Consider the following 26,127-nt stretch of genomic DNA (forward strand, 5'->3'; position numbering starts at 1 on the left):
AATTAATATGAGCTATATTCAAGCATTTATGAACAACTTTTTGGGTAAAAGTCCAAATTGGTACAAAGTAACTATTGTTGCATTTTTATTAATCAACCCTGTTATTTTCTGGATGAATCCTTTTATTGCAGGTTGGTTATTAGTCGTCGAGTTTATTTTTACATTAGCTATGGCGTTAAAATGCTATCCACTACAACCAGGTGGTATGCTGGCCATTGAAGCAGTCACCATTGGCATGACCAGCCCAGAACACGTAAAAGCTGAAATCATGGCAAACTTTGAAGTTATCCTGTTATTAATGTTCATGGTTGCCGGTATTTACTTTATGAAGCAATTATTGCTTTATGTCTTTACCAAATTATTACTTAAAATCCATTCTAAACTCGTCCTTTCCATTTCATTTTGTTTAAGCGCTGCATTCCTTTCTGCTTTCTTAGATGCGTTAACAGTGATTGCAGTTATTATTAGCGTTGGTATGGGTTTCTACGGTGTTTATCATAAGGTGGCATCAGGTGGAACCTTTGAAGATCCATCCGATATTACTAATGATGACAAAATTAAAAATAATGCACAAACTTTGGAAGAGTTCCGCGCATTTTTACGTAGTTTATTAATGCACGCGGCTGTAGGTACAGCGTTAGGCGGCGTAATGACATTAGTTGGTGAACCGCAAAACCTGATTATTGCAGAGCAAGCAAACTGGGGATTTAAAGAGTTCTTCTTACGTATGTTGCCTGTGACCTTACCAACATTGGTTTGTGGTTTGCTCACTTGTATCGTCGTAGAAAAATTCCACTTATTCGGTTATGGCGCTAAATTACCGCGTGAAGTTTGGTCAATCTTAGCCAAATATGATCATAACAACGAAATGAAGATGACAAACCAAGATCGCGTCAAACTCTTAGTACAGGTGTTTGTGGGTGTTTGGTTAATTATTGGTTTAGCATTCCATCTTGCCGCAGTTGGTTTAATTGGTTTAAGTGTCATCATTTTAACAACTGCTTATTGTGGTGTAACTAGCGAACATGAATTAGGTAAAGCATTCCAAGAATCCTTACCATTCACTGCATTACTCGTTGTCTTCTTCTCGGTGGTAGCGGTAATTATTGATCAACATTTATTTGCACCAATTATTACTTACGTATTAGATGCAGCGGAAAACGTACAATTATTGTTATTCTATATTTTCAATGGTGTACTTTCTGCCATTTCAGATAACGTATTCGTTGCAACGGTTTATATTAATGAAGCAAAACAAGCATTAATCAACAACAGTATTTCAGCACAGCAGTTTGAACTTTTAGCAGTAGCAATTAACACTGGGACAAACTTACCTTCAGTTGCAACGCCAAACGGTCAAGCCGCGTTCTTGTTCCTATTAACCTCTTCACTTGCACCATTAATTCGTTTATCCTACGGCAGAATGGTATATATGGCATTGCCTTATACTATCGTATTATCTATCGTTGGCTTGCTAGCAGTGGAATATTTTCTACCTGGTGTAACACAATGGCTCATGGAATTAGGTTTGGTTAGTGAACCTCATATTCCGCTCAATGCAGTTGGTACTGTAGCGCATTAAGGTGCATAACAAAACAAGAAAAGGAAACCAAATGTTCAACTCAATTAAAGTGCTTTCAACTAAACGTGGAACTTGGCTCTTATTACTTTTTTCAGTAATTTGCCTAGAAGCTACCGCACTTTATTTCCAGCATGGAATGGGATTAAGACCTTGCGTCATGTGCATTTATGAACGTGTCGCCTTATTTGGCGTTGGAATCGCTGGCATTTGGGGATTGATCGCACCTCGATATCTAATTATGCGACTTATCGCATTAGCATTAGGATTATGGGGTGCTATTCAAGGTTTCTTGTTATCAACAAAACATGTTGGATATCAATTAGATCCAAAACCATGGGATCAGTGTCCAGTTACCGTTGATTTTCCTGCTACTTTACCATTGGATAAATGGTTACCTGATGTATTTCATCCAACAGGTTTATGTACTGAAATTGGCTGGCGTTTTTTAGATTTCACTATGGTACAGTGGCTTGTTTTTATTTTCGCTGTGTATTCTGTGTTATTAGTGATTATTTTACTAAGCCAAATTTTCGGTGGCAGAATTAAAAAACAACGTCGTTTATTCAATTAATTCAAACAAAAAGTGCGGTAAAATTTACCGCACTTTTTCTATCCAATCGACTGACCTAGCTATTAGGTATTAATAAAAAAGTTAGCTTATCTGCTAACTTTTTTACTTTCTATCCCATTAGAATAATTCCTCTCTATGTGTTGGGCTACTAGAAGGTAAACCTGGTGGCACATAGTAACCTTTCTCTTGAACAAATGCCCGTTTCGGTTCAGTGCCTTTGATGAAATACTCTACTCTGCCACCTGAAGATAATAATCCTGAACCAATATCAATGCTTTTTTCCACAATATTTGGTGGTAACTCTAATTGACGTTCAGGCAAATCACTTAAACTGGCTTTCATATAAGTAATCCAAGCTGGCATTGCACTTTTCGCCCCATTTTCACCTTTACCTAGGTTACGTTTATTATCATCAAAGCCAATATAGACCGCTGTAGTTAAATTCGCGCCATAGCCCGCATACCAAGCGACTTTTGAATTATTGGTTGTCCCTGTTTTTCCACCAATATCACGACGTTTAAATTCTTTCGCCATACGCCAGCTAGTGCCTTTCCAATCCAAACCTTTTTCACCGAAGACAGCCGTATTCAACGCACTGCGAATTAAAAAAGCAAGCTCACCAGATATTACTCGAGGTGCATAGATTACATCTGAATTTTCAATTTTGTTTGCGGTAATTACGCTAAGATCTTCTGCTTTTAATTGACCATCTTTACCACTTAATTCCGGGTTATCATCGTTCAGCGCTTCGACTTCTTCCTCTATATTCGCACTTTTGTTAACAGCGACATCACCACTTTCAACAATCTTGGTATTTTCTGCAAAACCATCAATTTTTTCATCCGTTTCGCTATAAATAGTTGGGATGTCATGACAAGTGATACAAGCAATTTTTGGATTTGCCTCAAAAATAACTTTGCCCGTATTATCTAAGATTTTCTCAATCAAATAAGGCTCAATTAAGAAACCACCATTATCAAATACCGCATAAGCTCTTGCCATTTCGAGCGGTGTAAAGGATGCTGCACCTAATGCTAAAGCTTCACTGGCAAAATACTGATCGCGTTTAAAGCCAAAACGTTCTAAAAATTCTGCAGTAAAAGGAATCCCTGCCATTTGAATTGCACGAATTGCAATCATATTCTTAGATTTGCCTAACCCCACACGTAATCGCATAGCACCTTCAAAAACATTAGGTGAGTTTTTAGGTCGCCATTCTGGTTGACCTGGCTTTTTAATGATAATTTGAGAATCTTGTAAAACACTAGATAAGGTTAAACCTTTTTCTAAAGCAGCCGCATAAATAAATGGCTTAATTGTTGAGCCCACTTGTACCAGTGATTGAGTTGCGCGATTAAATTTACTTTGTTCAAAACTAAAACCACCAACCAATGCTTCAATGGCACCATTATCACTATTTAGAGAAACTAACGCTGAATTAACTTCTGGTATTTGCCCTAAAGTCCATTCGCCATTATCTCTTTTTCTAATCCAAATTTGCTCACCTTTTTTGACACCTTTTTTACCCGCCCAAGCCATTGCTTGATGAGATAAAGTGACATTTTCACCATTATTTAATAGTAATTGAGCACCACTTTTTCCAACCTCTAGCACTGCTGCTGGAATAAATGGATATGAATTGGGTAACTTACGCAATTCATCAATAATTTTTTCACTATCCCAAGCTTTCTCAGATGGTGACCATAATGCCGTACCACCACGATAACCATGGCGTACATCATAGGCAATGATATTATCGCGCACAGCTTTTTGTGCTTCATATTGATCCTTGGAAAGTACAGTTGTATAAACACGATAGCCGCGGTTATAAGACACATCTTCACCATAACGGCGAACCATTTCTTGACGTACCATTTCTGTTACATAATCCGCTCTAAATTCCAATGCAGCGCCATGATAGCGTGCCACTACAGGTTCTTTAGTCGCCAAATCATAATCCGCTTGGCTAATAAACTTCATTTCTAACATACGTCCTAAAACCACATTACGACGACTCTCTGCTCGTTTTACAGAATATAACGGGTTCATTGTTGATGGTGCTTTTGGTAAGCCTGCAATAATTGCGATTTCTGATAACGAAAGATCATGTAAATTCTTACCAAAATAAGTTTTCGCTGCAGCTGCAACACCATAAGAACGATAGCCTAAATAGATTTTATTTAGATAGAGTTCTAAAATTTCATCTTTTGTTAATGTATTTTCAATTTCAACCGCTAAAAAAGCTTCTTTTGCTTTACGGATCAATGTTTTCTCTGGTGTTAAGAAGAAATTACGTGCCAATTGTTGCGTTATCGTACTTGCCCCTTGTGAAGCACCTCGATTACTAATCGCTACGGTCACAGCTCGTGCAATGCCCACAGGATCTAAACCATGATGTTCATAAAAACGGCTATCTTCTGTTGCAATAATGGCATTAATTAATTGTTGCGGCACATCCTGTAATTTGACTGGAATACGGCGTTGTTCCCCCACTTCACCAATAAGTTTCTCATCAGCAGTAAAAATCTGCATAGGTTGTTGTAATTCAACGGTTTTTAAGCTTTCCACATCTGGCAAGCTAGATTTGATATGCATATAAAACAAACCAACAGCAACGCATCCTACCACAACCAATGTGAGTAAGGTACTTAATATCAATTTTGCGATCTTCATTCCAAAACGCTCTCTAAATAAATGTGTTAATTAACATTCTCGGGAATACTTCTTTCTGTGCAATAAGTATAAAGACTAATGGCGTTGAGCGAAAGCAAAAAAAGCAAAAACATCAAGAGGAATAGCCATGCTCAAAAAGATAAAGAAACTCATAAAAATCCAAGTTGGCGTTTGGTTGACGGAGGATAATTTTGAATTTGTTTGGTTTAATGACAAAAATCAACCGCACTTTTGCCTACTGAATAAGCATATTGAACAGGGAATTGCAGCAATTATCATTGAAAAAGTACAATCCTCTTTATCTACCAACTTGCCAATAAAATTATGCTTTGTTACCGCCCTTCTGCCTCATCAAATTTGGCAAAAGTCACTGATTTTGCCCCATCATCTAAATGAGCAAGAATGTGAACATCAATGTCGTTATAGCTTAGAAAAAGAGTTGCCCGTTCCCTTAGATGAATTATGGTTTGATTACACCACCACACCATTAAAACAAGGATTGCGATTGGATATCTTCGCCATAAGAATTCAAATTGCACAACAGCATTTAGCTCTATTTGCGCCCTTAGAAATTGAGGTGTTAGATACAGCTATTCATTGTCTCTTTAAAGCCATTCACTATTTGCAGCTGGAACAATCAGGCACACCATCCCTAGTGATTTATTCTGATCAACAACACTGTATAATCGCACGCAATCAATCTTATGAATGGCAAATTATGCACAAAACTAACGCAGATTTAACCGCACTTTATCATCAATTTATTCAACGTTATCAAGAAGATATTGGTCATATATTACTTTATCAAACCCAACAAACGCCAATTGATTTGCAACAAGATTATCAAGTCATTGAGACCAAATTTCCTCTGATCGCTTTAGGTGCAGCATTATGGCAGAAGGATGTTATTCAGAATGAAAACCTCAGTTAACCTTTTACCTTGGCGTCTTAGTTTACATAAAAAACGTAGTCGTCATAGCATCATTTTATTCTTCCTATTCTGCATAATATGGGGCTGCAGTTGGTTTGTACTCACGACAATCTCACATCATTTTTCAGCGCAACAAACCCAAGGACAAATACAACAAAATCTCACACAACAACTAACTCAAACTGAACAAAAATTAAAACAGTTACAACAACGCTTACAACATAAACAAACGCAAGATAGCGTAGCAATAGCATCTGATGTAGTCAGTCAACATTTTCAATTACTCTCTTCCCTTCCAATACAACAAGGGGAATTAACAACATTAAACTTTACTGCAAAGGAATTATCATTGATTGGTATGGCAAGTAACCAAACTGAATTCGAGCAAATTCACCATTATTTAAAAGAGCAACCCAGTATCCCCCATTTACAATTGGCTCAGTTTTCGCCACAAACAAACGAAAGCTTACTTTTTGAATTTAAATTACGTTTAACTGGTATGGAGCCGAATGATGAATCAGACGATATTGAATAATCCAGATAACCATTGGGGAAAATGGGTAGCCCTTTCTCTTGCGAAACAGATTGGTCTATTATTGTTGCTAAGCCTGATCATTTGCTATATGCCTGCAAAAACAGCTTGGAAAAACTATCAAACAGCAGAACAAACTCAACGACATGAGCAACAACTTCGTTCAGAATTAGAACATAAGCAACGCTTACTACAAAGCCTTAAACAACAAGCGGAACAACATCAAATTACACCGCAACTAACACAGTTATTATTGCCAATTAATCAGTCAATACAACAACTCTCCGCTTCAATTCATTTGAACACAAACCAATGGTTTTTCGATAAAACACCACAGCTTGTGCTGAATATTGAAAGTAATTTTCCCAATTTACGCGATTTTTTGACCGCACTTTTAGCTCAACATCCGAATTTACGCCTAATTTCTCTACAAATTCAGCAAACAGAAGAGAAAGAATATTCAATTGAAAGTGACATCTTATTACAACTACAACCAAACAAGGAATCACAATGAAAATACGTATTTTGCTATTAACTCTCTTGCCCTTCGTAGCGCACGCCAATGATCCTTTTGACAAAAATAGTAGGGATTTACCTGCAACAATAAATACTGTCAAAACACAGGTTGTGTCTCAATGCCATCAGGATAAAAACACATTGTTGGCAGATACCAACTTTAAGCAACTCAAAATGATAGGCATTTTAATAGCGGAGAAATCACATATTTTATTATTAAACGACCAACAGGTTATCACGACAGCAACAATAGAGGATTTTATCGGTTCAGAAGGCTATCAGTTAGCAAAAATTGATAAAAATGAGGCGCAATTTAAAGTCTGGAAAAAAGATTGCATCAATAGCGAAATAATGAAATTAAAATTATAGGAGAAAACAATGAAGTGGAAAAATGTTATAAAAAAGTGCGGTGTATTTTTCTGTATTTTTACCTATGCCTTTGCTGCGCAATCATCAGATCAAGACAGCTTCTCCATTCGATTAAAACAAGCACCATTAGTGGCAACATTGCAACAACTTGCGTCTGATTATAATACAAATCTGATCATTGATGATGAGCTAACAGGCACATTGTCCTTGCAGCTAGAAAAAACGAACTTGCAGCAATTATTAAAATCAGTCGCCAAAATAAAAAATCTGGAACTGAATAAGGAAAATGGTATTTATTATTTAAGCGCCACGACATCGAGTGCCATAGTATCATCCGATCCAAATATCCCTTTGAATCCTTTATCTACAGAACCGAATCTGAAAACAGAAACCATCAAACTTCATTTTGCTAAAGCCTCAGAAGTGATGAAATCTTTAACTACAGGCAACGGCTCATTACTGACCGCTAATGGCAGTATCGCTTTTGATGATAGAAGCAATCTGCTTATTATTAAAGACGAACTCTCATCACTCCAGCATATTCGTAAACTTATCAAACAATTAGATCAACCCATAGAACAAATTGCCATTGAAGCAAGAATAGTGACAATTTCCGATGAGAGCTTGCAAGAATTAGGTGTTCGTTGGGGGTTATTTACCCCAACTGAACAAGCCCATAAGGTATCAGGCGGCTTAGTAGCTAATGGCTTTAATCAAATAGCAGAGAATTTGAATGTGAACTTTGGTGCTGTCAATACGCCAGCTGGGTCTATCGCATTACAGGTAGCTAAAATCAATGGTCGATTGTTGGATTTAGAACTGACAGCACTCGAAAGAGAAAATAATGTCAAAATCATTGCAAGTCCTAAATTACTGACAACCAATAAAAAATCCGCCAGTATTAAGCAAGGTACTGAAATTCCTTATATTTCAATTAATGAAAAGAGCGGCTCGCAAAGTGTGGAATTTCGTGAAGCGGTTTTAGGACTTGAAGTTACCCCGCATATTTCACAAGATAATTCGATCTTATTGGATCTGATTGTTAGTCAAAATTCCCCTGGACCATTTGTTCATTCAGGAGAAGGTGAAATACTTACCATTGATAAACAAGAAATTAATACACAAGTTTTCGCAAAAGATGGGGAAACCATTGTGTTAGGTGGTGTATTTCAAGACAGTATGACAAAAGGCATTGATAAAGTCCCTCTACTCGGTGATATCCCAGTGGTGAAAAAACTATTTAGTAAAGAAATTGAAAAACACAAAAAACGGGAATTAGTGATTTTTGTCACACCACATATTTTGAAACAGGGACAATCCCTCAAAGAATTTGAGAAAAGTCGCCAAAAAGACAGGAATTTACTTAATCCGAAAGGAAAATTAATTCAATAAAAAATTAGGCGGTGAATCCACCGCCTAATTATGAAATTATTGATTATTTTGAACGTAATCAATCGCTGATTGAACTGTTGTAATTTTCTCAGCTTCTTCATCAGGAATTTCGATATCGAATTCTTCTTCTAAAGCCATTACTAATTCAACTGTATCTAAAGAGTCAGCACCTAAATCTTCAATGAATGAAGCTTCAGATTTTACTTCTTCTTCTTTAACACCTAGTTGCTCAACAATGATTTTTTTTACGCGTTCTTCAATGCTCATGTTTGTTTCCTATTGTAGTTTGCCCAAAGGGTTAGGGCTATAAGTGTATGTATTTTTATAAAAGTTGCAAGTGTTTTCTCACAAGGTCAAACCTCAAATTATGAAAAAATACACCGCACTTTTGTAAACAACACATATTAAAAATACTGCTATGTGTTCCCAACTACATAACCTTAAGTCAGCTTTGAGTTACATAGTAATTGGAATTCTAACACTTCATATTTATTTTGGCTAGCTTTATCCCTAAGGATTAAGCCATATACATACCGCCATTAACATGTAATGTTGTACCAGTAATATATCCTGCATCATCAGAGGCTAAAAATGCCACTGCTTTTGCGATATCCTTTGGCTCACCTAAGCGACCTGCAGGTACAGCTGACAAGGTTGCGGCTTTTTGCTCTTCTGTTAATGCATTCGTCATATCAGTAGCAATAAAACCTGGCGCCACTACGTTGACAGTAATTCCACGTGAAGCTACTTCTTTGGCCAATGCTTTGCTGAAACCAATTAAGCCTGCTTTAGCTGCACAATAGTTTGATTGTCCTGGGTTACCCATTGAACCAACAACAGAGCCAATTGTAATAATGCGACCAGCACGTTTTTTCATCATTGAACGTAACATAGCTTTTGAAAGATAGAAAACAGAAGTTAAATTAGTTTGTAGAATATCAAACCATTCTTCATCTTTCATGCGCATTAATAAGTTATCGCGAGTAATACCCGCATTGTTAACTAAAATATCAATATCGCCATGATCTTGCTTAATTTGCTCTAACACTGCTTCAATTGAGGCATGATCTGAAACATTTAATACAAGACCTTTGCCCTGTTCTGCCAAATAAGCCGAAATGCTTTCTGCTCCTTTTTCAGAAGTGGCAGTACCAATAACAAATGCGCCTTTAGCTGCTAATTCTTCCGCGATTGCTCGGCCAATACCACGAGTCGCGCCCGTTACTAATGCAATTTTACCTTTCATCTTATGTTGTCCTTAAAATTAAATCGTTGTTTCTTTCGCCCTATTAAGATAACGCTTCTTGTGCATTATCTAATGATTTAATATCATTCACTGCCACAGCTGAAAGCTCTTTCACTATGCGGCTTGTTAAACCAGTTAATACTTTATTCGGTCCCATTTCCACTAAAACTTCAACGCCATTCGCTGCCATTTTTTCTACAGTTTCAGTCCAACGAACTGGGCTATAAAGTTGGCGTACAAGTGCGGTGCGAATTTCAGTATTTTCTGTTTCCGCTTTCACATCCACATTATTGATCACATCAAATGCAGGTGCTTTAATCACAATATTTTCTAAAGATACTGCTAATTGATCTGCTGCTGGTTTCATTAACGCACAATGAGAAGGTACGCTTACTGCTAGTGGTAATGCACGTTTTGCACCCGCTTCTTTACAAGCTGTTGCTGCTCGTTCAACAGCCGCTTTCGCACCTGCAATAACCACTTGTCCTGGCGAGTTAAAGTTCACTGCAGATACCACTTCACCTTGCTCTGCTTCAGCACAAGCTTTGATAATAGCATCATTATCTAAACCAATAATCGCATACATTGCACCCGTACCTTCTGGTACCGCTTGCTGCATAAGTTTTCCACGTAATTCTACTAATTTAATTGCATCTTGGAAATCTAATACACCCGCACAAACTAACGCAGAATATTCACCTAAGCTATGGCCTGCCATCATTGAAGGTGTTAACTCTGGATATTTTTGTTGCCATACACGATAAATCGCTACAGAGGCTGCTAAAAGTGCGGGTTGAGTTTGCCAAGTTTTATTGAGTTCTTCAGCTGGTCCTTGTTGTACTAATGCCCATAAATCATAACCTAATACATCAGAAGCCTGTTTAAACGTCTCAATAACAACTGGATATTGATCTGCCAGTTCAGCTAACATACCAACTGCTTGTGAACCCTGTCCTGGAAAAACCATTGCAAATTTTTTCATATTTGATCCTTTTTAATGATGAAAATGGTGCGTTACCGCACCAATTTTGAAGATTATAACTAATTTGTTAGAAACGTACCAATGCTGAACCCCAAGTCCAACCACCACCAAAGGCTTCAAGCAATAATAATTGTCCTCGTTGAATTCGTCCATCACGAACAGCTTCATCCAACGCTACTGGCACAGTTGCTGCACTATTATTACCGTAGCGATCAAGAGTAATCACAACCTGTGACATATCCATTTCTAATTTTTGTGCTGTTGCACTAATAATACGTAAATTCGCTTGATGAGGAACTAACCAATCCAAATCTGATTTTTGTAACTGATTGGCTTCAAGGGTTTCTTCAACCACGCTAGATAATTGGCGAACCGCAAGTTTAAAAGTGGCATTGCCTTGCATTTCAATAAAACCTGAACGTTCTTGACCGCGCTTTTGTTGTGGTAAAGACAGCATATTGTCCATATCAGCGGAAGCATGGAGATGTGTTGAAAGGATACCTTGTTGTTCGCTCGCTTCAAGAATAACGGCACCAGCACCATCACCAAATAGCACTACGGTACTACGATCGGTTTCATCTAAATAACGAGAATTTAAGTCTGAGCCAACAACAAGCGCTTTTTTCGCTTGACCATTACGCACAAATTGATCCGCAACAGAAAGAGCATAAATAAAACCAGTACAAGCTGCAGCTACATCGAAAGCTATCGCATCTTTAATGCCTAAAATCCCTTGAATTTGACAAGCTGCACTTGGATAAGCATGGGAATTTGTAGTTGTACCTACCACAATGAGATCAATATCATTTGCATCAATATTGGCCATTTGTAAGGCTTTTTGCGCAGCATTGGCACCCATTGTTGCAACAGTTTCATCCTGAGCAGCAATGCGTCTTTCCTTCATACCTGAACGGGTAAAAATCCACTCATCAGAGGTATCAACCATGTTTTCCAAATCAGCATTCGTACGAATTTGACTTGGTAAATAACTTCCTGTGGCTAAAATTCTGCTATACATATCTTTCTCGTCTTCATTCAATTCAGTAAATTCTAATATCGCTGTAAACCGTCCAAAATCTTTTGTGGAATCTGCTGACGGGCTTGTAATGCAGCATCTTTAATTGCATTAGCAAAGGCTTCAATATTGGCACTACCATGACTTTTAACAACCACAGCAGTCAATCCAATTAAAGATGCACCATTGTATTGATCTGGATTAATTTCTCTTAACCGTTGGTAACTGTCCTTAAATAATCGACGAATTAGCCAACTAAACAAAGGTTTCAACAAATAATTGCGTGACTTTCCTTTTAGTAGGCTAATCACATTAATTGCAGCACCTTCTAAGGTTTTTAACGCCACATTTCCAGCAAATCCATCACTTACAATCACATCCGCTTTATTATTTAATAAATAATTGCCTTCAATAAAGCCGATATAATTAAGTGCGGTGTCTTTTGTTAACATTTTCGCCGCATCACGAATAGATTGATGCCCCTTAATCTCTTCTACGCCAATGTTGAGCAAGGCAATTTTAGGATAAACTAAGTTTAGCCGATTTTCTGCAAAAATTGCACCCATTAACGCAAATTGATAAAGATTTTCTGCGCTACATTCAATGTTTGCCCCTAAATCCAACATAACACTATTTCCGCCATTCAGAGAAGGCAATAGCGCAATTAACGCTGGGCGTTCAATGCCTTTTAATGGCTGTAAAATTACCTTTGCCAATCCCATTAATGCACCTGTATTGCCTGCGCTTACACAACCTTGAGCTTCACCACGTTGCACTGCCTCAATAGTTAAACGCATGGAAGAACCTTTACTATGACGTAAAGCAGAGGAAAGCATTTGATCATTACCAATCACGCGAGAACAATGGCAAATCACTAAACGTTCTTTTAAGTGAGATTTCTTTTTCAGTAGGGAATCAAGTAAGGGATTAATTTGCTGGCTATCGCCGAATAAAAGCAAAGTGAGCATTGGATCATTTTCCAACGCTTGAATGGATGCGGGGATAGTAATACGGGGACCAAAGTCCCCGCCCATCACATCTAACGCTAGGGTTAGACGGCTCAAGTTATTTCCTTATAATCGGAATTACTTGTTGATCACTTTACGACCGCGGTAGAAACCGTCAGCAGTAACGTGGTGACGTAAATGGGTTTCACCACTTGCTTTATCTACAGATACAGCAGCAGTAGTTAACGCATCATGTGAACGACGCATATCACGACGTGAACGAGATTTTTTATTTTGTTGAACAGCCATTGGCTATACTCCTAAATTTAAGTTATTTTTGCTTTAAACTAGCTAATACAGCGAACGGGTTCGGTTTTTTTGCCAAATCGTCTGGCAATTCGCCAAAAACCTGTTCAGCCACGGACACTTCACAGTGTTCAGAATCATGCATCGGCACAATCGGCAAACATAAAATTAGTTCATCTTCAATCGTACCAATTAAATCTATTTCCCCAAATTCATTAAATTCAATGGGTTCATAAATTTCTGGCAATTCATCAATCTTATCTAAATTAGCCACTGGGCTGTAACTAAATTCACATTCCAAGGTTTGAATAAAAGGTTGATTACAACGTTGACATTCAAGTTCAACATCGACAACAGCTCGTCCTTTCATCACAACTAATTTTTGTGGATCAATGAAAAACGATAATGTTACCTGTGCATCGCTGAGCACTTTTACTACTAACGCAGATAAACGCTTAAGCTGATCAGCGGCATAATAGCCTTCATAATCTAATCTACGCTGAGCGTCTTTTACTGGGTCAACAGTGAGGGGTAGTTTTACCTTTTGCATAGGGCGGCAATATTACCTTTTGCGAGTAAAATAGTCAAAGGAAATTATCATTTTTTACACTAAAATTGACCTAAAATGAAAAATCTTTATTAAAAACCCTAGCATAACTTGCTATAATCGCCCATCAATTCATATTACAAAATAAAGGAACATGATGAATTTATTAGAAAAAACCTTAAATCTCAGCTATTGGAAGCGTGTCAAAATTGCCTTTCAATATGTTATGCCACAAAAATACCTCACGCAAGCAGCAGGTTGGCTGGCAAAACAGCAATGGGGTGTTGTGACACATTTCATCATTAAATTATTTGCTAAAAAATATCAAATTAATATGCAAGAAGCAGCGAAGCCAGAATTTAGTGATTACGCCACCTTTAACGAATTTTTTATTCGCCCGTTAAAAGAAGGTGTACGAAAAATTAATGAAGATTCCACCGCACTTTGCTTCCCTGCTGATGGGAAAATCAGCCAATGTGGCCATATTTTTGATGAGACCATGCTACAAGCCAAAGAGCATAGTTTTAGCCTAAAAGATTTGCTAGCTGGCGACGAAGAATTAACACAGGCCTTTAAAAATGGAGACTTCGCCACTATATACTTATCGCCGCGCGATTATCATCGCGTACACATGCCTTGTGATGCGACCTTACGCAAAATGATTTATGTACCCGGCGATTTGTTCTCCGTTAACCCATTTTTAAATGAACATATCCCAAATTTACTGGCGCGTAATGAACGCGTTATCTGTGTCTTCGATACTGAATTTGGTCAAATGGTACAAATTCTAGTTGGAGCAACCATTACGGCAAGTATTAGCACCGCTTGGGCGGGGGTTATCAATCCGCCACGTCCAAATAGCGTACAAACATGGCATTACGATGGCTCAATCAAATTGAGCAAAGGACAAGAAATGGGCGCATTCCAATTGGGTTCGACTGTGATCAACTTGTTCCAACAAGATCGTGTGACATTCCCACAGGATTTAACTGTCGATAGCGAAACGCGTGTTGGCGAAATTTTAGCTTATAAAAAATAAAAGGAAACATTATGTCAATTTTTGATTCAATCAAATTAGAAAGTACAGAACAGAAAGGCGGCTACGGTATCGGTTTACAAATCGGTCAACAGCTTGCTGATAGTGGGCTTGGCGTTTCAGCTGAAGCGGTAGCAAAAGGTATCTATGATGTCTTAAACCAAAATCCACCAGCTTTAGACTTAAACGAAGTTTCTCAAGCATTACAACAATTACAACAAAAAGCGGAAGAAGCTGCACAAGCCAAATTTAAACAAATTGAAGAAGAAGGCAGAAATTTCTTAGTTGAAAATGCGAAAAAAGATAACGTAAAAGTGACTGAAAGCGGCTTACAATACGAAGTTCTAGTGGAAGGAAACGGTGCAAAACCAACTAAGCAAGATAAAGTACGCGTACATTACACTGGTACATTAACTGATGGTACGACATTTGATAGCTCGGTTGTACGTGGCGTACCAGCTGAATTCCCAGTGAGTGGCGTTATTGCAGGCTGGACAGAAGCCTTACAACTTATGCCAGTGGGTTCAAAATGGCGCTTAACCATTCCACACAACCTTGCCTATGGCGAACGTGGCGCAGGCGCCTCAATCCCACCATTTAGCGTATTAGTATTTGAAGTAGAATTGTTAGATATTCTTTAATCTAAAACAAAAATAGGCACTAAACAGTGCCTATTTTATTTATTATCTACGACGTTTTCCTTTCGAGTCTTCACGAAACTCTCGACGTCCATTTTCTTTAAAAGTGCGGTCATTTTTTGAGGAGTTTTTGCGTCCGCCCTTAAAATCACCCTCATTACGACGTCCGCTTCGACGATCATCGCGACCACGACCACTGCGTTCTCCGCCATCACTTACAAATGTCATACGAATTTGTTTATTTAGAACACGTGTTTTGTTGAATACCTGTAATAGCTCTTTCGGCATGCCTTTTGGCAACTCAATAGTGGAATAATCATCATACAATTTAATATGACCAATATTGCGGCTGTCAATGTTACCTTCGTTAGCGATTGCACCAACAATGTGACGCACGTCCACGCCATCTGCACGTCCTACTTCAATACGGTATAAATCCATTGGAATTGGGTTGCCATAGCCACGACGTTCTTCACGACGCTCACGTCTATCACCACGACGTTCTCCACGCTCACGACGACTTGATTTTTCCATTGGAGGATCTGGCGGAAGGATCAGTTTTTGTTTGCCTTGCAATAACATTAACATTGCCGCGGCAATATCTTCTAAATCTTGATCTGCGGTGAAAAGATCTTCAATCAAACCACGATATTGTTCCAAATCATGATGTTCTAATTGCTTAGTAATGTTGCGCACAAATTTAGTACGACGACATTCTTGCAATTGTTCATGATTTGGTAAATCCACTTCATCAATTGGCTTTTTCATTAAGCGTTCAATATTGCTTAATAAACGGCGTTCTCTTGGCTCAACAAATAAAATCGCACTTCCTGAACGACCTGCCCGTCCCGTACGTCCAATGCGGTGTACATAGCTTTCCGCATCTAACGGAATATCATAGTTCACCACTAAGCTGATACGCTCAACATCTAAACCACGTGCTGCCACATCTGTTGCCACAAGAATATCCAAGCTACCATTGCGTAAGCGATCTAACGTTTGTTCGCGCGCTTGTTGTGTCATATCACCATTCAATGCTGCCGCTCGGAAGCCATGTTTTTCTAATAATTCGGTAATATCTAATGTGCCTGTTTTGGTACGAGTAAACACGATTGCCGCATCAAAATCTTCTACTTCTAAGAAACGTAATAAGGCATCATTTTTACGGAAACCGCGCACATACCAACAACTTTGGCTAATGTCTGGGTTAGTGCGCTGAGTTGATTGGATTTTTACCTCTTGTGGATCGGTCATAAAACGCTTGGTAATGCGACGAATTGGCTCTGGCATTGTTGCCGAGAATAATGCCGTTTGATGCTGTTCTGGTAGCTCAGCCATTACGGTTTCTACGTCTTCGATAAAGCCCATACGCAACATTTCATCTGCTTCATCAAGCACGATAAATTTCAACGCAGAAAGATCTAAGGTTCCACGATTAATATGATCTAAAATACGTCCTGGTGTGCCAACAACCACTTGTGCACCTTGACGTAAAGCGCGCAATTGGATGTCGTAACGTTGACCACCATATAAGGTCACAATACGCATGCCTTTGGCATTTTTACTAAATTGTTCACAAGCGTCTGCCACCTGAATGGCTAATTCACGTGTTGGTGCCATGACCAACATTTGCGGATATTTTTCTTCGGCATCAATTTGCGCCAATAAAGGCAATGAAAACGCCGCAGTTTTACCACTTCCCGTTTGCGCCATACCCAGCACATCACGTCCATTTAATAAATGGGGAATACAAGCTTGTTGGATTGGAGAAGGGGTTTCAAATCCCATTTCTGCAACAGCAGAAAGGATAAATTCTGGCAAGCCTAAGTCGCCAAAAGTCATTTTTGTTTCAGTCATTAAAATACTCGAATTGTAAATAAGGAAAGCTCAATCGCTTCCAGTTGTATAATTATGCAAAAATACACCGCACTTTTATGCGATACGCCCAATAATTTGGGTTATTCTTGCTGCTTCGCCACTTCCGTTTGATCATTAGCGTCAATATTTTTCAATTTTGCTAACTCAAACAATGCAAAACGATACTCAACGAAATTATACACCTGATTTGCCACAGCCAATTTGAATAGCGTTTCCGCTTCAGCCAAATTATCCTGATTGAGTTGTTGTTTTGCTAGATAAAAATAGGTTTCTGTTAAAATCTCTGCATACTGAGGAGATTGCGGATCCACAAAGTTTTTCGCTTTGTCTAATAAATCTTGCAGTGATAATTTGCCCAAATAATATTGAGCAACAAAAGTGCCCCAATATTCAGTGGAAAGCCCTTCGGCTCTCTGCACTAAATTCTGTTCTGCTTCATTGGGTTTAAATTTAAGCTCATTTAAATACAACCAAATTACACGATAAGGATCTTGTTTATCTGCTTGATAAAACTGCATAAAATCCTGTTGTGCAACTGCATAGCGAGCAGTGTAATAAAAATTCAACCCACGATTTAAATGCGCATATTCATAATTCGGATCTAATTCAAACACCACATTAAATGCTTCTAATGCACTATCATAGTTTTCATCCAATAATGAATATAAACCTAAATAATTGTACACCGCCGCCATTTTCGGCTGCAGTGACAGAGCTTGGGTAAAATCGTAGCGTGCCAATGCCCAAAGCCCTAAACTGTCATAGAGAACGCCACGTTCAAAATGTAAACTCGCGCGTTCTTCTTTTGACAATTGCCCAATAATTAACATTTGGCTCAAACGTGCAATCATCACTTCTTGATCAAAATGCACATTCGGATACTGTTCGGCTAAGGTAATTTTATTTTTAGACACAAACCCATTGCTACTGACGCAGCCAGATAAAAATAAAATAAAAAATAAACCCGAGCCAAATTTACCTAATCTAATCAACCAGTTTAACGGTATCATTGCCTATAATGCCTTTATTAGACCTTTATAATTTGCCACAAATTAACCGCACTTTGCTTAAGAACAACAAAGTGCGGTCTTTTTTCTACAAATTATGTTTATTCAACAAATACGTTTTGTTCAGCAACTTCTTCTGTTGCTGGTGCAGTATTTTCTTTTGCTACAAGCTCTTTCATGGTTAAACGGATACGACCTTGGCGATCAATTTCCACTACTTTCACTTGAACTTCTTGTCCTACTGCAAGGTAATCATTCACTTTTTCAACACGTTCTTCAGCAATTTGAGAAATATGAACTAAACCTTCTTTGCCGCCAACGATAGAAACAAAAGCACCAAAATCAGCTAAACGAGTTACTTTACCTTTATAAATAGCACCAGCTTCTACTTCTGCAGTAATATCTTCAATACGAGCCATTACTGCTTTTACTGCGTTACCATCAACAGCAGCAATTTTCACTGTACCATCATCATCAATATCAATTGATGTGCCAGTTTCTTCTGTTAATGCACGAATTACTGCGCCACCTTTACCAATTACATCTTTGATTTTCTTCGGATCAATCTTCATCGTGTAAATGCGAGGTGCAAAATCAGAAATTTCTGCACGAGGCGCGGCAATTGCTTGTTCCATCACACCTAAAATATGCATACGTGCGCTTTTAGCTTGATTTAATGCGATTTGCATAATTTCTGGTGTAATACCTTCAATTTTGATATCCATTTGTAATGCTGTTACCCCTTCACGTGTACCAGCCACTTTGAAGTCCATATCACCTAAGTGATCTTCATCACCTAAAATATCGGAAAGCACCACAAATTTCTCTTCTTCTTTCACTAAGCCCATTGCAATACCTGCAACCGCTGCTTTAATTGGTACACCAGCATCCATTAATGCAAGTGACGCACCACATACTGATGCCATTGATGAAGAACCATTTGATTCAGTAATTTCAGACACCACACGTACCACATAAGGGAACTCAGTGATACTTGGCATAACTGCAGCCACACCACGTTTAGCTAAGCGACCGTGACCAATTTCACGACGTTTTGGTGAACCAATACGACCAGTTTCGCCCACAGAATATGGAGGGAAATTATAATGGAATAAGAAATGATCCGCTTTTTCGCCAGTTAATTCATCAATAATTTGTGCATCACGCTCAGTACCTAATGTTGCAACGGCTAATGCTTGGGTTTCACCACGAGTGAAAATCGCAGAACCATGGGTACGAGGTAATACGCCAGTGCAAATATCTAATGCACGCACTGTATCAACCGTACGGCCATCAATACGAGGCTCACCTGCGATAATACGTCCACGTACAATTTGGCTTTCAAGTGCGGTGAAAATATCAATAATTTTTCCTTCACTGACTTCTTCGTTTTCAGCAGTAATTTGCGCAATCACATCGGCTTTAATTGCATCAATTTGCTCATAACGCACTTGTTTTTCAGTGATACGATAAGCGTCACCTAAACGTGTTTCTGCGATTGATTTTACTTTTCCAATTAAAGCTGTATCAGGTTCTGGCGCAACCCAATCCCAACGTGGTTTACCTGCTTCTGCAGCAAATTCTTTAATGGCTTCGATCACTACTTGTTGTTGTTGATGACCAAATACTACCGCCGCAAGCATTTGCTCTTCGCTTAAAATATCTGCTTCAGATTCAACCATTAATACAGCTTTGTCTGTACCAGCAACCACTAAGTCCAAACGGCTTAGTTTTTGTTCTGACATCGTTGGATTTAATACAAATTGGTTATCAATAAAACCAACTCGTGCTGCAGCAATAGGACCATTAAATGGTACGCCCGATAAAGAAAGGGCAGCAGAAGCACCGATCATTGCAACTAAATCAGGACTGATTTGTGGATTAACAGACACCACGGTGGCAATAATTTGAATTTCGTTCAAGAAACCTTCTGGGAATAATGGGCGAATAGGACGGTCAATTAAACGCGCAATTAAGGTTTCACCTTCAGAAGGACGACCTTCACGTTTAAAGAAACCGCCTGGGATACGACCTGCTGCATAAGTACGTTCTTGATAATCAACTGTCAATGGAAAGAAATCTTGACCTTCTTTCACATCTTTTTTAGCAACAACAGTAACAAATACCGTTGTATCATCCATACTTGCCATAACTGCAGCTGTCGCTTGACGAGCAATAGCACCGGTTTCTAATGTTACGGTATGTTGACCGTATTTAAACTGTTTTACAATTGGATTCACAATGTTTTCCTTTTCTAACTAAATGATTTCATTTCTTTTTTGCGTCCAATTTGCGACTAGCAAAAATGTTCTAAATTTTGACCGCACTTTTAGCTTACTTCAAAACACTTTTGATAGCCGCACGCTAAAACGGGATACAAAAAAGCCCCGCTATTATACAGGGCTTTTACATTTATTGATACTTCTTTCATAAAATTTAAGCAATTATTCGTCCAAGAAACTACGCAATGTTTCTGAACGACTCGGATGGCGTAACTTACGCAATGCTTTTGCTTCAATTTGACGAATACGCTCACGAGTTACATCAAATTGTTTACCCACTTCCTCTAAAGTATGATCTGTATTCATATCAATACCAAAACGCATACGTAATACTTTCGCTTCGCGAGGAGTTAGTCCTTCCAAAACTTCATGCGTTGCTGCACGTAAACTTTGTGCCGTAGCAGAATCTAATGGCAATTCTAATGTGCTATCTTCAATGAAATCTCCTAAATGTGAATCATCATCATCGCCAATCGGTGTTTCCATTGAAATCGGCTCTTTAGCAATTTTTAACACTTTACGAATTTTATCTTCTGGCATACCCATGCGTTCTGCTAATTCTTCAGGTGACGCCTCTCGTCCCATTTCTTGTAGCATTTGGCGTGATATACGGTTTAATTTATTAATAGTTTCAATCATATGCACAGGGATACGAATAGTACGCGCCTGATCCGCAATAGAACGTGTAATAGCTTGTCGAATCCACCAAGTTGCATAAGTAGAGAATTTATATCCGCGGCGATATTCAAATTTATCCACCGCTTTCATTAAACCAATATTACCTTCTTGAATTAAGTCAAGAAATTGTAAACCACGATTCGTGTATTTCTTAGCAATTGAGATCACTAAACGTAAGTTGGCTTCGACCATTTCTTTTTTCGCACGACGAGCTTTTAATTCACCTTGTGCAACACGTTCACCAATTTCGCGAATTTGTGCAATAGTTAATTTCGTATCTACTTCCGTTTGTTGTAATCGCGCAATAGATAATCTGATATCATCAGCATAATCCGCTAGTTTTTCAGCATAAGGTTTCTTGCCATCTAAAATTTTAACCAACCAACTATCTGTTGTTTCTTTACCAGTAAAAGCTTTCAAAAAATCGTCTTTAGGCATTTTTGCATAATCTGTTGCCCAACGTTGAATTTTACGTTCTTCTGTTCTAACCCGCTTCATCATATCGCGAATAGAGATCACCAATAAATCAAATTGACGAGGAACTAAACGGAATTGAGTGAAAATATCAGACAATGCTTGAATTTCTGCACGCGCTTTTTTATTAGTACGTCCATGTTTCTCAATAACAATTGTTGTTTTTTTATGTTGTTCTTTTAATAAAGTAAATTTCTCACGAGCAACTTCAGGATCGATGGCATTATCACTATCATCAGAGCTAGATTCGCTTTCTTCACTCTCTTCATTTTCGTCATCGTCTTCTAATTCAACCTCGCTATCACTTTCTTCATCATCATCTTCCATTTCTTCAATATCAGAAAGTTCTTCTTCTGCTATCACATTAGGATCAACGAAACCAGTAATTAAATCAGCTAAACGTACTGCACCTGCTTCCACTTGTTCATACTGCTCAAGTAAATGAACCAACGCCTCTGGATATTCTGCAACTGCACTTTGCACTTCATTGATACCATCTTCAATACGTTTAGCAATATCAATTTCGCCTTCGCGTGTGAGTAACTCCACACTCCCCATTTCACGCATATACATACGCACAGGATCTGTTGTACGTCCAAGCTCAGATTCTACACTTGAAAGCACTTGGGTCGCTTCTTCTACAACATCATCATCCGTAATATTTTCAAGATTTTCATTTAAAATCAAATCATCTGCGTCTGGGGCGACATCTAAAACCTGAATCCCCATGTCGTTGATCATTTGAATGATATCTTCAATTTGATCCGTATCGACCAAATCTTCTGGCAAATGGTCATTTACTTCAGCAAAGGTTAAATAGCCTTGCTCTTTCCCTTGGGCGATTAACAATTTTAATTGTGATTGTGGATTTTGCTCCATAATGGCTCCGCCTTTACTTGTATTAAATTCGTTAAAATAGAAAATAAAATTTTGTGGATTTTATCATTGTTGTGATAGTTTCACTAATTATTTATTTGGAAGATTCTTTAATAATTGAACAAGCTCTAATTTTTCTGTTTCATCTAAACCTTGTTCTCGCTGTTTTGCAATTAATTGCTCCACTCTGGTATTGACAATTTTGGCAAACAAAAATGCGAGTGTTTCAGAAAAGGTTTCATCAATATTTTGTTCACTGATTAAATGATCCCAAGTCGCAAGAATTTCAAGAGGCTGGTAATATTCAGAATCTCGAAAATATTCTAATATCTGCCCTAAGCTTATCCCTAAATTTTCACGACAAAGTGCGGTCAAATTATCAAATAATTCCAAGCCAGGCTCATTTAAACTACTGAAAATCGACACGTCATATTCTAAATTGGCTAATGCGGGTTTTTGTAATAATAATGCAATCAGAATTCGCATTGGTGTGCGTTTAACTTCTGGCATTTTTTTAATCGCACTTTTTGTTTCTTGCGCTTTTGGCAATAATGAATCAATCATATTTGGATCGATCAAGCCTAATTTATTTGCCAAAATATTGCGTAAATAAATGCGTAACATTTCGCCTGGAATACGGGAAATTAAAGGAATTGCTAGAGCAGCTAGCTTCGTTTTCCCTTCTTTACTATCCAATTTGACATCTAATAATAGATGTTCAAATAAAAAATCACTTAAAGATTGCGCATTCTCTAAATATTCTTCAAATTGTTGCTTACCATATTGACGAATATAAGTATCTGGATCTTCCCCATCAGGCAAAAAGACAAATTTCAACTGTCGCCCATCTTCTAAATAAGGCAAAGCATTTTCTAATGCACGCCAAGCCGCTGCTCTACCCGCATTATCGCCATCATAACAACACACAACTTGTTCTGTCACTCGAAACATTTGGTTAATTTGTTCAGGTGTTGTAGCCGTTCCCAAAGCAGCAACCGCATAATCAACACCAAATTGCGCCAAAGCCACCACATCCATATATCCTTCAACTACCAATAACTTTTCTGGTTCATCATTACATTGTAAGACTTCAAATAAACCGTAAAGCTCATTTCCTTTATGATAAGTCACGGTTTCTGATGAATTCAAATATTTTGGTGTACCTTCACCAATAACTCGTCCCCCAAAGGCAATGACACGGCCTCGTTTATCACGAATAGGAAACATAATACGGTGACGAAAAGTATCGTAGGCTTTGCCACGCTCGCTACGTTTTAGCATACCAAGGGCAAATAAACGCGTTTGTTCTTCTTGATTTTGTCCAAATTGTCGTAAAACTAAATCAAAACGATCAGGGACAAAACCAATAGCAAAACGCTGAATAATTTCTGATGATAAACCACGTTGTTGTAAATAAGCTTGTGCCTCTGGATATTTAGGTAATTGCGCTTGATAAAGTGCGGTGATTTCCTGCATTAATTGGTATAAATCACGCTTAGTTTGATAACTAATAGCGGGTTTACCATCTTTGCGACTTTCTTCTCTTGGTACATCTAAACCGAGCATGGAAGCTAATTCTTCCACCGCTTCAACAAATTCCAATTTATCGTATTCCATTAAGAAACCTATTGCGTTGCCATGGGCACCGCAACCGAAGCAATGATAAAATTGTTTGTTTTTACTTACGGAAAATGAAGGTGTTTTTTCATGATGAAAAGGACAGCACGCTTGGTAATTATGAGTACCTGCTTTTTTCAATTTGATACGAGAACTCACCACATCAACAATATCCGCTTTCGCAATAATATCGTTAATAAATGAACGAGGAATCATACCTGACATAATGCGTCCTTATACGAAGATCAGAACAGAATGAACAAAACCGTGATTCCAAAAGGTTTCACGGTTTGTTTAACTCGAGTTTTAATCAGAATAAGCTCTAATTAATATAAGCGTGTATTACGCGCATTTTCACGAGCAACGCGTTTAGCGTGACGTTTTGCACGAGTTGCATTTTCACGTTTGCGAATAGTTGTTGGTTTTTCATAGAATTCACGCGCACGCACTTCAGCTAAGATACCTGCTTTTTCACAAGAGCGTTTGAAACGACGTAATGCTACGTCAAATGATTCGTTTTCACGAACTTTAATTACTGGCATAAGCCATCACCTCTAATAAAATTGAATAAATAAGTTTAAGTTAATTTTGCAAAATTACTGAGTAACTTACTCAATAAGGGTCGCAATTTTAATCTAACTTCGCCCCAAAAGTAAAGCCTCATTTTGATCTTTTCTGTGCAAAATGCGCAAAGTGCGGTAAAATCTGGCTCAATTTTTTAGAAATAGTCAGATAAAAGAGAATAAAATGAAGATTTTAGGGATTGAAACCTCCTGTGATGAAACTGGTGTGGCAATTTATGATGAGAAACAAGGCTTAATCGCAAATCAGCTTTATACACAAATTGCATTGCATGCCGATTATGGCGGTGTCGTACCTGAATTAGCGTCACGTGATCATATTCGCAAAACACTTCCGCTCATTCTACAAGCATTACAAGAAGCTCAACTTAAACCTGAAGACATTGACGGGATAGCCTATACATCTGGTCCCGGCTTGGTAGGAGCATTATTAGTAGGTGCGACGATCGCTCGCTCATTAGCTTATGCTTGGCATATTCCTGCCATTGGTGTTCACCATATGGAAGGGCATTTACTCGCACCAATGTTAGAACTTGCTGAAAATAGACCGCAGTTTCCTTTCGTTGCCTTACTAGTTTCTGGTGGACACACGCAATTAGTGCAAGTAAAAAATGTGGGCAACTACCAATTATTGGGCGAAAGCATTGATGACGCGGCTGGCGAGGCATTTGATAAAACAGCGAAATTATTGGGCTTAGATTATCCAGGCGGTGCAGCACTAGCACGCTTGGCACAACAAGGACAAAAAGGACGTTTTACTTTTCCTAAACCCATGACAGATCGCCCAGGATTAGATTTTAGTTTCTCAGGATTAAAAACCTTTGCCGCCAATACAATCAACCGAGCGATCCAACAAGAAGGCGAATTAACAGAACAAACTAAAGCGGATATTGCTTTAGCCTTCCAAACTGCGGTAGTGGAAACCCTCGCAATTAAATGTAAACGAGCATTAAAAGAAACAGGCTACAATCGACTGGTAATTGCTGGCGGTGTGAGTGCTAACCAGCAATTACGCCAAAGTTTAGCTGAGCTCATGCAAGAGCTAAAAGGCGAGGTATTTTATCCTGCGCCGCAATTTTGCACCGACAACGGTGCCATGATCGCTTATACTGGTTTTTTACGCCTTAAACATGGCGAACAATCGGATTTAGCTATTGAGGTGAAACCGCGTTGGGCAATGACAGATTTAAATTCAATTATGGACAATTAATATGAAAAACGAGATTTCAGCTATGCGTGTAGCAGGGATTACCTGTGCAATCGTACTTGCGCTCATCGCCTACTTTAGCTTTACCTTGCCTAATGACCAATTTATTGGCTACCTCACCCAACTAGGCGAAACATTAGGAGGCGGCACAACCTATGGCGTATTGATATTAGCGGTTCTACCTCCATTGTCGGGGTGCATTTGTTATTTCCTTTGGAAATGGTTAATAAAATAACCGCACTTT

The 26,127-nt window shown here is 38.4% G+C and carries 25 protein-coding genes; 11 read left to right on the top strand and 14 right to left on the bottom strand.

All coding sequences use genetic code 11. The annotated features are described in order from the left end of the window. Positions 1-7: 7 nt before the first annotated feature. Positions 8-1,582 carry a sodium/proton antiporter NhaB gene (gene nhaB, locus ACUXZ4_RS09545; protein ID WP_464972967.1) on the top strand — a complete coding sequence of 525 codons (1,575 nt, stop codon included), beginning with the start codon at positions 8-10 and terminating at the stop codon, positions 1,580-1,582. A gap of 31 nt (positions 1,583-1,613) precedes the next feature. Next, positions 1,614-2,153, top strand: coding sequence for a disulfide bond formation protein DsbB (gene dsbB / locus ACUXZ4_RS09550; RefSeq protein ID WP_464972968.1), 540 nt, complete (start codon positions 1,614-1,616; stop codon positions 2,151-2,153). 117 nt (positions 2,154-2,270) lie between these two features. On the opposite strand, the gene ACUXZ4_RS09555 is transcribed toward dsbB, so the two are convergent. Next, entirely contained in the window at positions 2,271-4,826 is a 2,556-nt protein-coding gene (locus tag ACUXZ4_RS09555; RefSeq protein WP_464972969.1) for a penicillin-binding protein 1A, read from the bottom strand. 127 nt (positions 4,827-4,953) lie between these two features. Here ACUXZ4_RS09555 and ACUXZ4_RS09560 point away from each other — a divergent pair, with 127 nt between their 5' ends. The 5 genes from ACUXZ4_RS09560 to ACUXZ4_RS09580 are packed head-to-tail and all read left to right on the top strand — an operon-like array spanning position 4,954 to position 8,566. After that, a complete protein-coding gene (locus tag ACUXZ4_RS09560) occupies positions 4,954-5,757 on the top strand; it encodes a competence protein ComA (RefSeq protein ID WP_464972970.1) in 804 nt (267 codons plus the stop codon). Continuing rightward, positions 5,741-6,292 carry a hypothetical protein gene (locus tag ACUXZ4_RS09565; RefSeq protein ID WP_464972971.1) on the top strand — a complete coding sequence of 184 codons (552 nt, stop codon included), beginning with the start codon at positions 5,741-5,743 and terminating at the stop codon, positions 6,290-6,292. The genes ACUXZ4_RS09560 and ACUXZ4_RS09565 overlap by 17 nt, the downstream gene beginning before the upstream one ends. Then, positions 6,267-6,803 (top strand): hypothetical protein, encoded by a 537-nt coding sequence (locus tag ACUXZ4_RS09570; RefSeq protein WP_464972972.1) that lies wholly within the window; start codon positions 6,267-6,269, stop codon positions 6,801-6,803. The genes ACUXZ4_RS09565 and ACUXZ4_RS09570 overlap by 26 nt, the downstream gene beginning before the upstream one ends. Then, complete coding sequence (locus tag ACUXZ4_RS09575; protein ID WP_464972973.1) at positions 6,800-7,174, top strand: hypothetical protein; 375 nt, start codon at positions 6,800-6,802, stop codon at positions 7,172-7,174. Before ACUXZ4_RS09570 ends, ACUXZ4_RS09575 begins: the two co-directional genes overlap by 4 nt. Positions 7,175-7,183: 9 nt before the next feature. Next, on the top strand, positions 7,184-8,566 hold the full coding sequence (locus ACUXZ4_RS09580) for a type IV pilus secretin PilQ (RefSeq protein WP_464972974.1): 1,383 nt from the start codon (positions 7,184-7,186) through the stop codon (positions 8,564-8,566). A 36-nt stretch (positions 8,567-8,602) separates the two neighbouring features. On the opposite strand, the gene acpP is transcribed toward ACUXZ4_RS09580, so the two are convergent. The 7 genes from acpP to yceD form a co-directional block, all read right to left on the bottom strand. Further along, positions 8,603-8,833, bottom strand: coding sequence for an acyl carrier protein (acpP, locus tag ACUXZ4_RS09585; RefSeq protein ID WP_115637124.1), 231 nt, complete (start codon positions 8,831-8,833; stop codon positions 8,603-8,605). Between the two features lie 250 nt (positions 8,834-9,083). Next, positions 9,084-9,812 (bottom strand): 3-oxoacyl-ACP reductase FabG, encoded by a 729-nt coding sequence (fabG, locus tag ACUXZ4_RS09590; RefSeq protein ID WP_464972975.1) that lies wholly within the window; start codon positions 9,810-9,812, stop codon positions 9,084-9,086. Positions 9,813-9,855: 43 nt separating this feature from the next. Next, complete coding sequence (fabD, locus tag ACUXZ4_RS09595; RefSeq protein WP_464972976.1) at positions 9,856-10,794, bottom strand: ACP S-malonyltransferase; 939 nt, start codon at positions 10,792-10,794, stop codon at positions 9,856-9,858. 67 nt (positions 10,795-10,861) lie between these two features. After that, positions 10,862-11,812 carry a beta-ketoacyl-ACP synthase III gene (locus ACUXZ4_RS09600; protein WP_464972977.1) on the bottom strand — a complete coding sequence of 317 codons (951 nt, stop codon included), beginning with the start codon at positions 11,810-11,812 and terminating at the stop codon, positions 10,862-10,864. Between the two features lie 32 nt (positions 11,813-11,844). After that, the gene (plsX, locus tag ACUXZ4_RS09605; RefSeq protein ID WP_464972978.1) at positions 11,845-12,873 is read right to left on the bottom strand and encodes a phosphate acyltransferase PlsX; all 1,029 of its coding nucleotides are present in this window, start codon (positions 12,871-12,873) and stop codon (positions 11,845-11,847) included. A gap of 21 nt (positions 12,874-12,894) precedes the next feature. Continuing rightward, positions 12,895-13,065, bottom strand: a complete 171-nt coding sequence (rpmF, locus tag ACUXZ4_RS09610; protein WP_132302023.1) for a 50S ribosomal protein L32 — start codon at positions 13,063-13,065, stop codon at positions 12,895-12,897. Positions 13,066-13,087: 22 nt separating this feature from the next. After that, complete coding sequence (yceD, locus tag ACUXZ4_RS09615) at positions 13,088-13,612, bottom strand: 23S rRNA accumulation protein YceD (protein WP_464972979.1); 525 nt, start codon at positions 13,610-13,612, stop codon at positions 13,088-13,090. Positions 13,613-13,766: 154 nt separating this feature from the next. On the opposite strand from yceD, the gene asd reads away from it, so the two are divergent. After that, the gene (asd, locus tag ACUXZ4_RS09620; RefSeq protein ID WP_464974030.1) at positions 13,767-14,648 is read left to right on the top strand and encodes an archaetidylserine decarboxylase; all 882 of its coding nucleotides are present in this window, start codon (positions 13,767-13,769) and stop codon (positions 14,646-14,648) included. A gap of 11 nt (positions 14,649-14,659) precedes the next feature. Further along, positions 14,660-15,286 carry an FKBP-type peptidyl-prolyl cis-trans isomerase gene (locus ACUXZ4_RS09625; protein ID WP_464972980.1) on the top strand — a complete coding sequence of 209 codons (627 nt, stop codon included), beginning with the start codon at positions 14,660-14,662 and terminating at the stop codon, positions 15,284-15,286. Between the two features lie 42 nt (positions 15,287-15,328). Here ACUXZ4_RS09625 and ACUXZ4_RS09630 read toward each other — a convergent pair whose 3' ends face one another. The 6 genes from ACUXZ4_RS09630 to rpsU all read right to left on the bottom strand — a co-directional run bounded on the left by ACUXZ4_RS09630 (position 15,329) and on the right by rpsU (position 24,637). Further along, entirely contained in the window at positions 15,329-17,140 is a 1,812-nt protein-coding gene (locus tag ACUXZ4_RS09630; protein ID WP_464972981.1) for a DEAD/DEAH box helicase, read from the bottom strand. Between the two features lie 101 nt (positions 17,141-17,241). Next, positions 17,242-18,171 carry a lipoprotein NlpI gene (nlpI, locus tag ACUXZ4_RS09635; protein ID WP_464972982.1) on the bottom strand — a complete coding sequence of 310 codons (930 nt, stop codon included), beginning with the start codon at positions 18,169-18,171 and terminating at the stop codon, positions 17,242-17,244. A gap of 98 nt (positions 18,172-18,269) precedes the next feature. Next, a complete protein-coding gene (pnp, locus tag ACUXZ4_RS09640; RefSeq protein WP_464972983.1) occupies positions 18,270-20,408 on the bottom strand; it encodes a polyribonucleotide nucleotidyltransferase in 2,139 nt (712 codons plus the stop codon). A gap of 204 nt (positions 20,409-20,612) precedes the next feature. Continuing rightward, positions 20,613-22,481 (bottom strand): RNA polymerase sigma factor RpoD, encoded by a 1,869-nt coding sequence (rpoD, locus tag ACUXZ4_RS09645; protein WP_464972984.1) that lies wholly within the window; start codon positions 22,479-22,481, stop codon positions 20,613-20,615. A gap of 87 nt (positions 22,482-22,568) precedes the next feature. After that, positions 22,569-24,320 carry a DNA primase gene (dnaG, locus tag ACUXZ4_RS09650; RefSeq protein ID WP_464972985.1) on the bottom strand — a complete coding sequence of 584 codons (1,752 nt, stop codon included), beginning with the start codon at positions 24,318-24,320 and terminating at the stop codon, positions 22,569-22,571. Between the two features lie 101 nt (positions 24,321-24,421). Next, the gene (rpsU, locus tag ACUXZ4_RS09655; protein WP_005701713.1) at positions 24,422-24,637 is read right to left on the bottom strand and encodes a 30S ribosomal protein S21; all 216 of its coding nucleotides are present in this window, start codon (positions 24,635-24,637) and stop codon (positions 24,422-24,424) included. Positions 24,638-24,842: 205 nt separating this feature from the next. Here rpsU and tsaD point away from each other — a divergent pair, with 205 nt between their 5' ends. Both tsaD and ACUXZ4_RS09665 read left to right on the top strand, forming a co-directional pair. After that, positions 24,843-25,886, top strand: coding sequence for a tRNA (adenosine(37)-N6)-threonylcarbamoyltransferase complex transferase subunit TsaD (gene tsaD, locus ACUXZ4_RS09660; protein ID WP_464972986.1), 1,044 nt, complete (start codon positions 24,843-24,845; stop codon positions 25,884-25,886). Between the two features lies 1 nt (position 25,887). After that, entirely contained in the window at positions 25,888-26,118 is a 231-nt protein-coding gene (locus ACUXZ4_RS09665; RefSeq protein ID WP_464972987.1) for a hypothetical protein, read from the top strand. The last annotated feature ends 9 nt before the right edge of the window (positions 26,119-26,127 follow it).

The organism is Reella acinonychis (assembly GCF_052828705.1).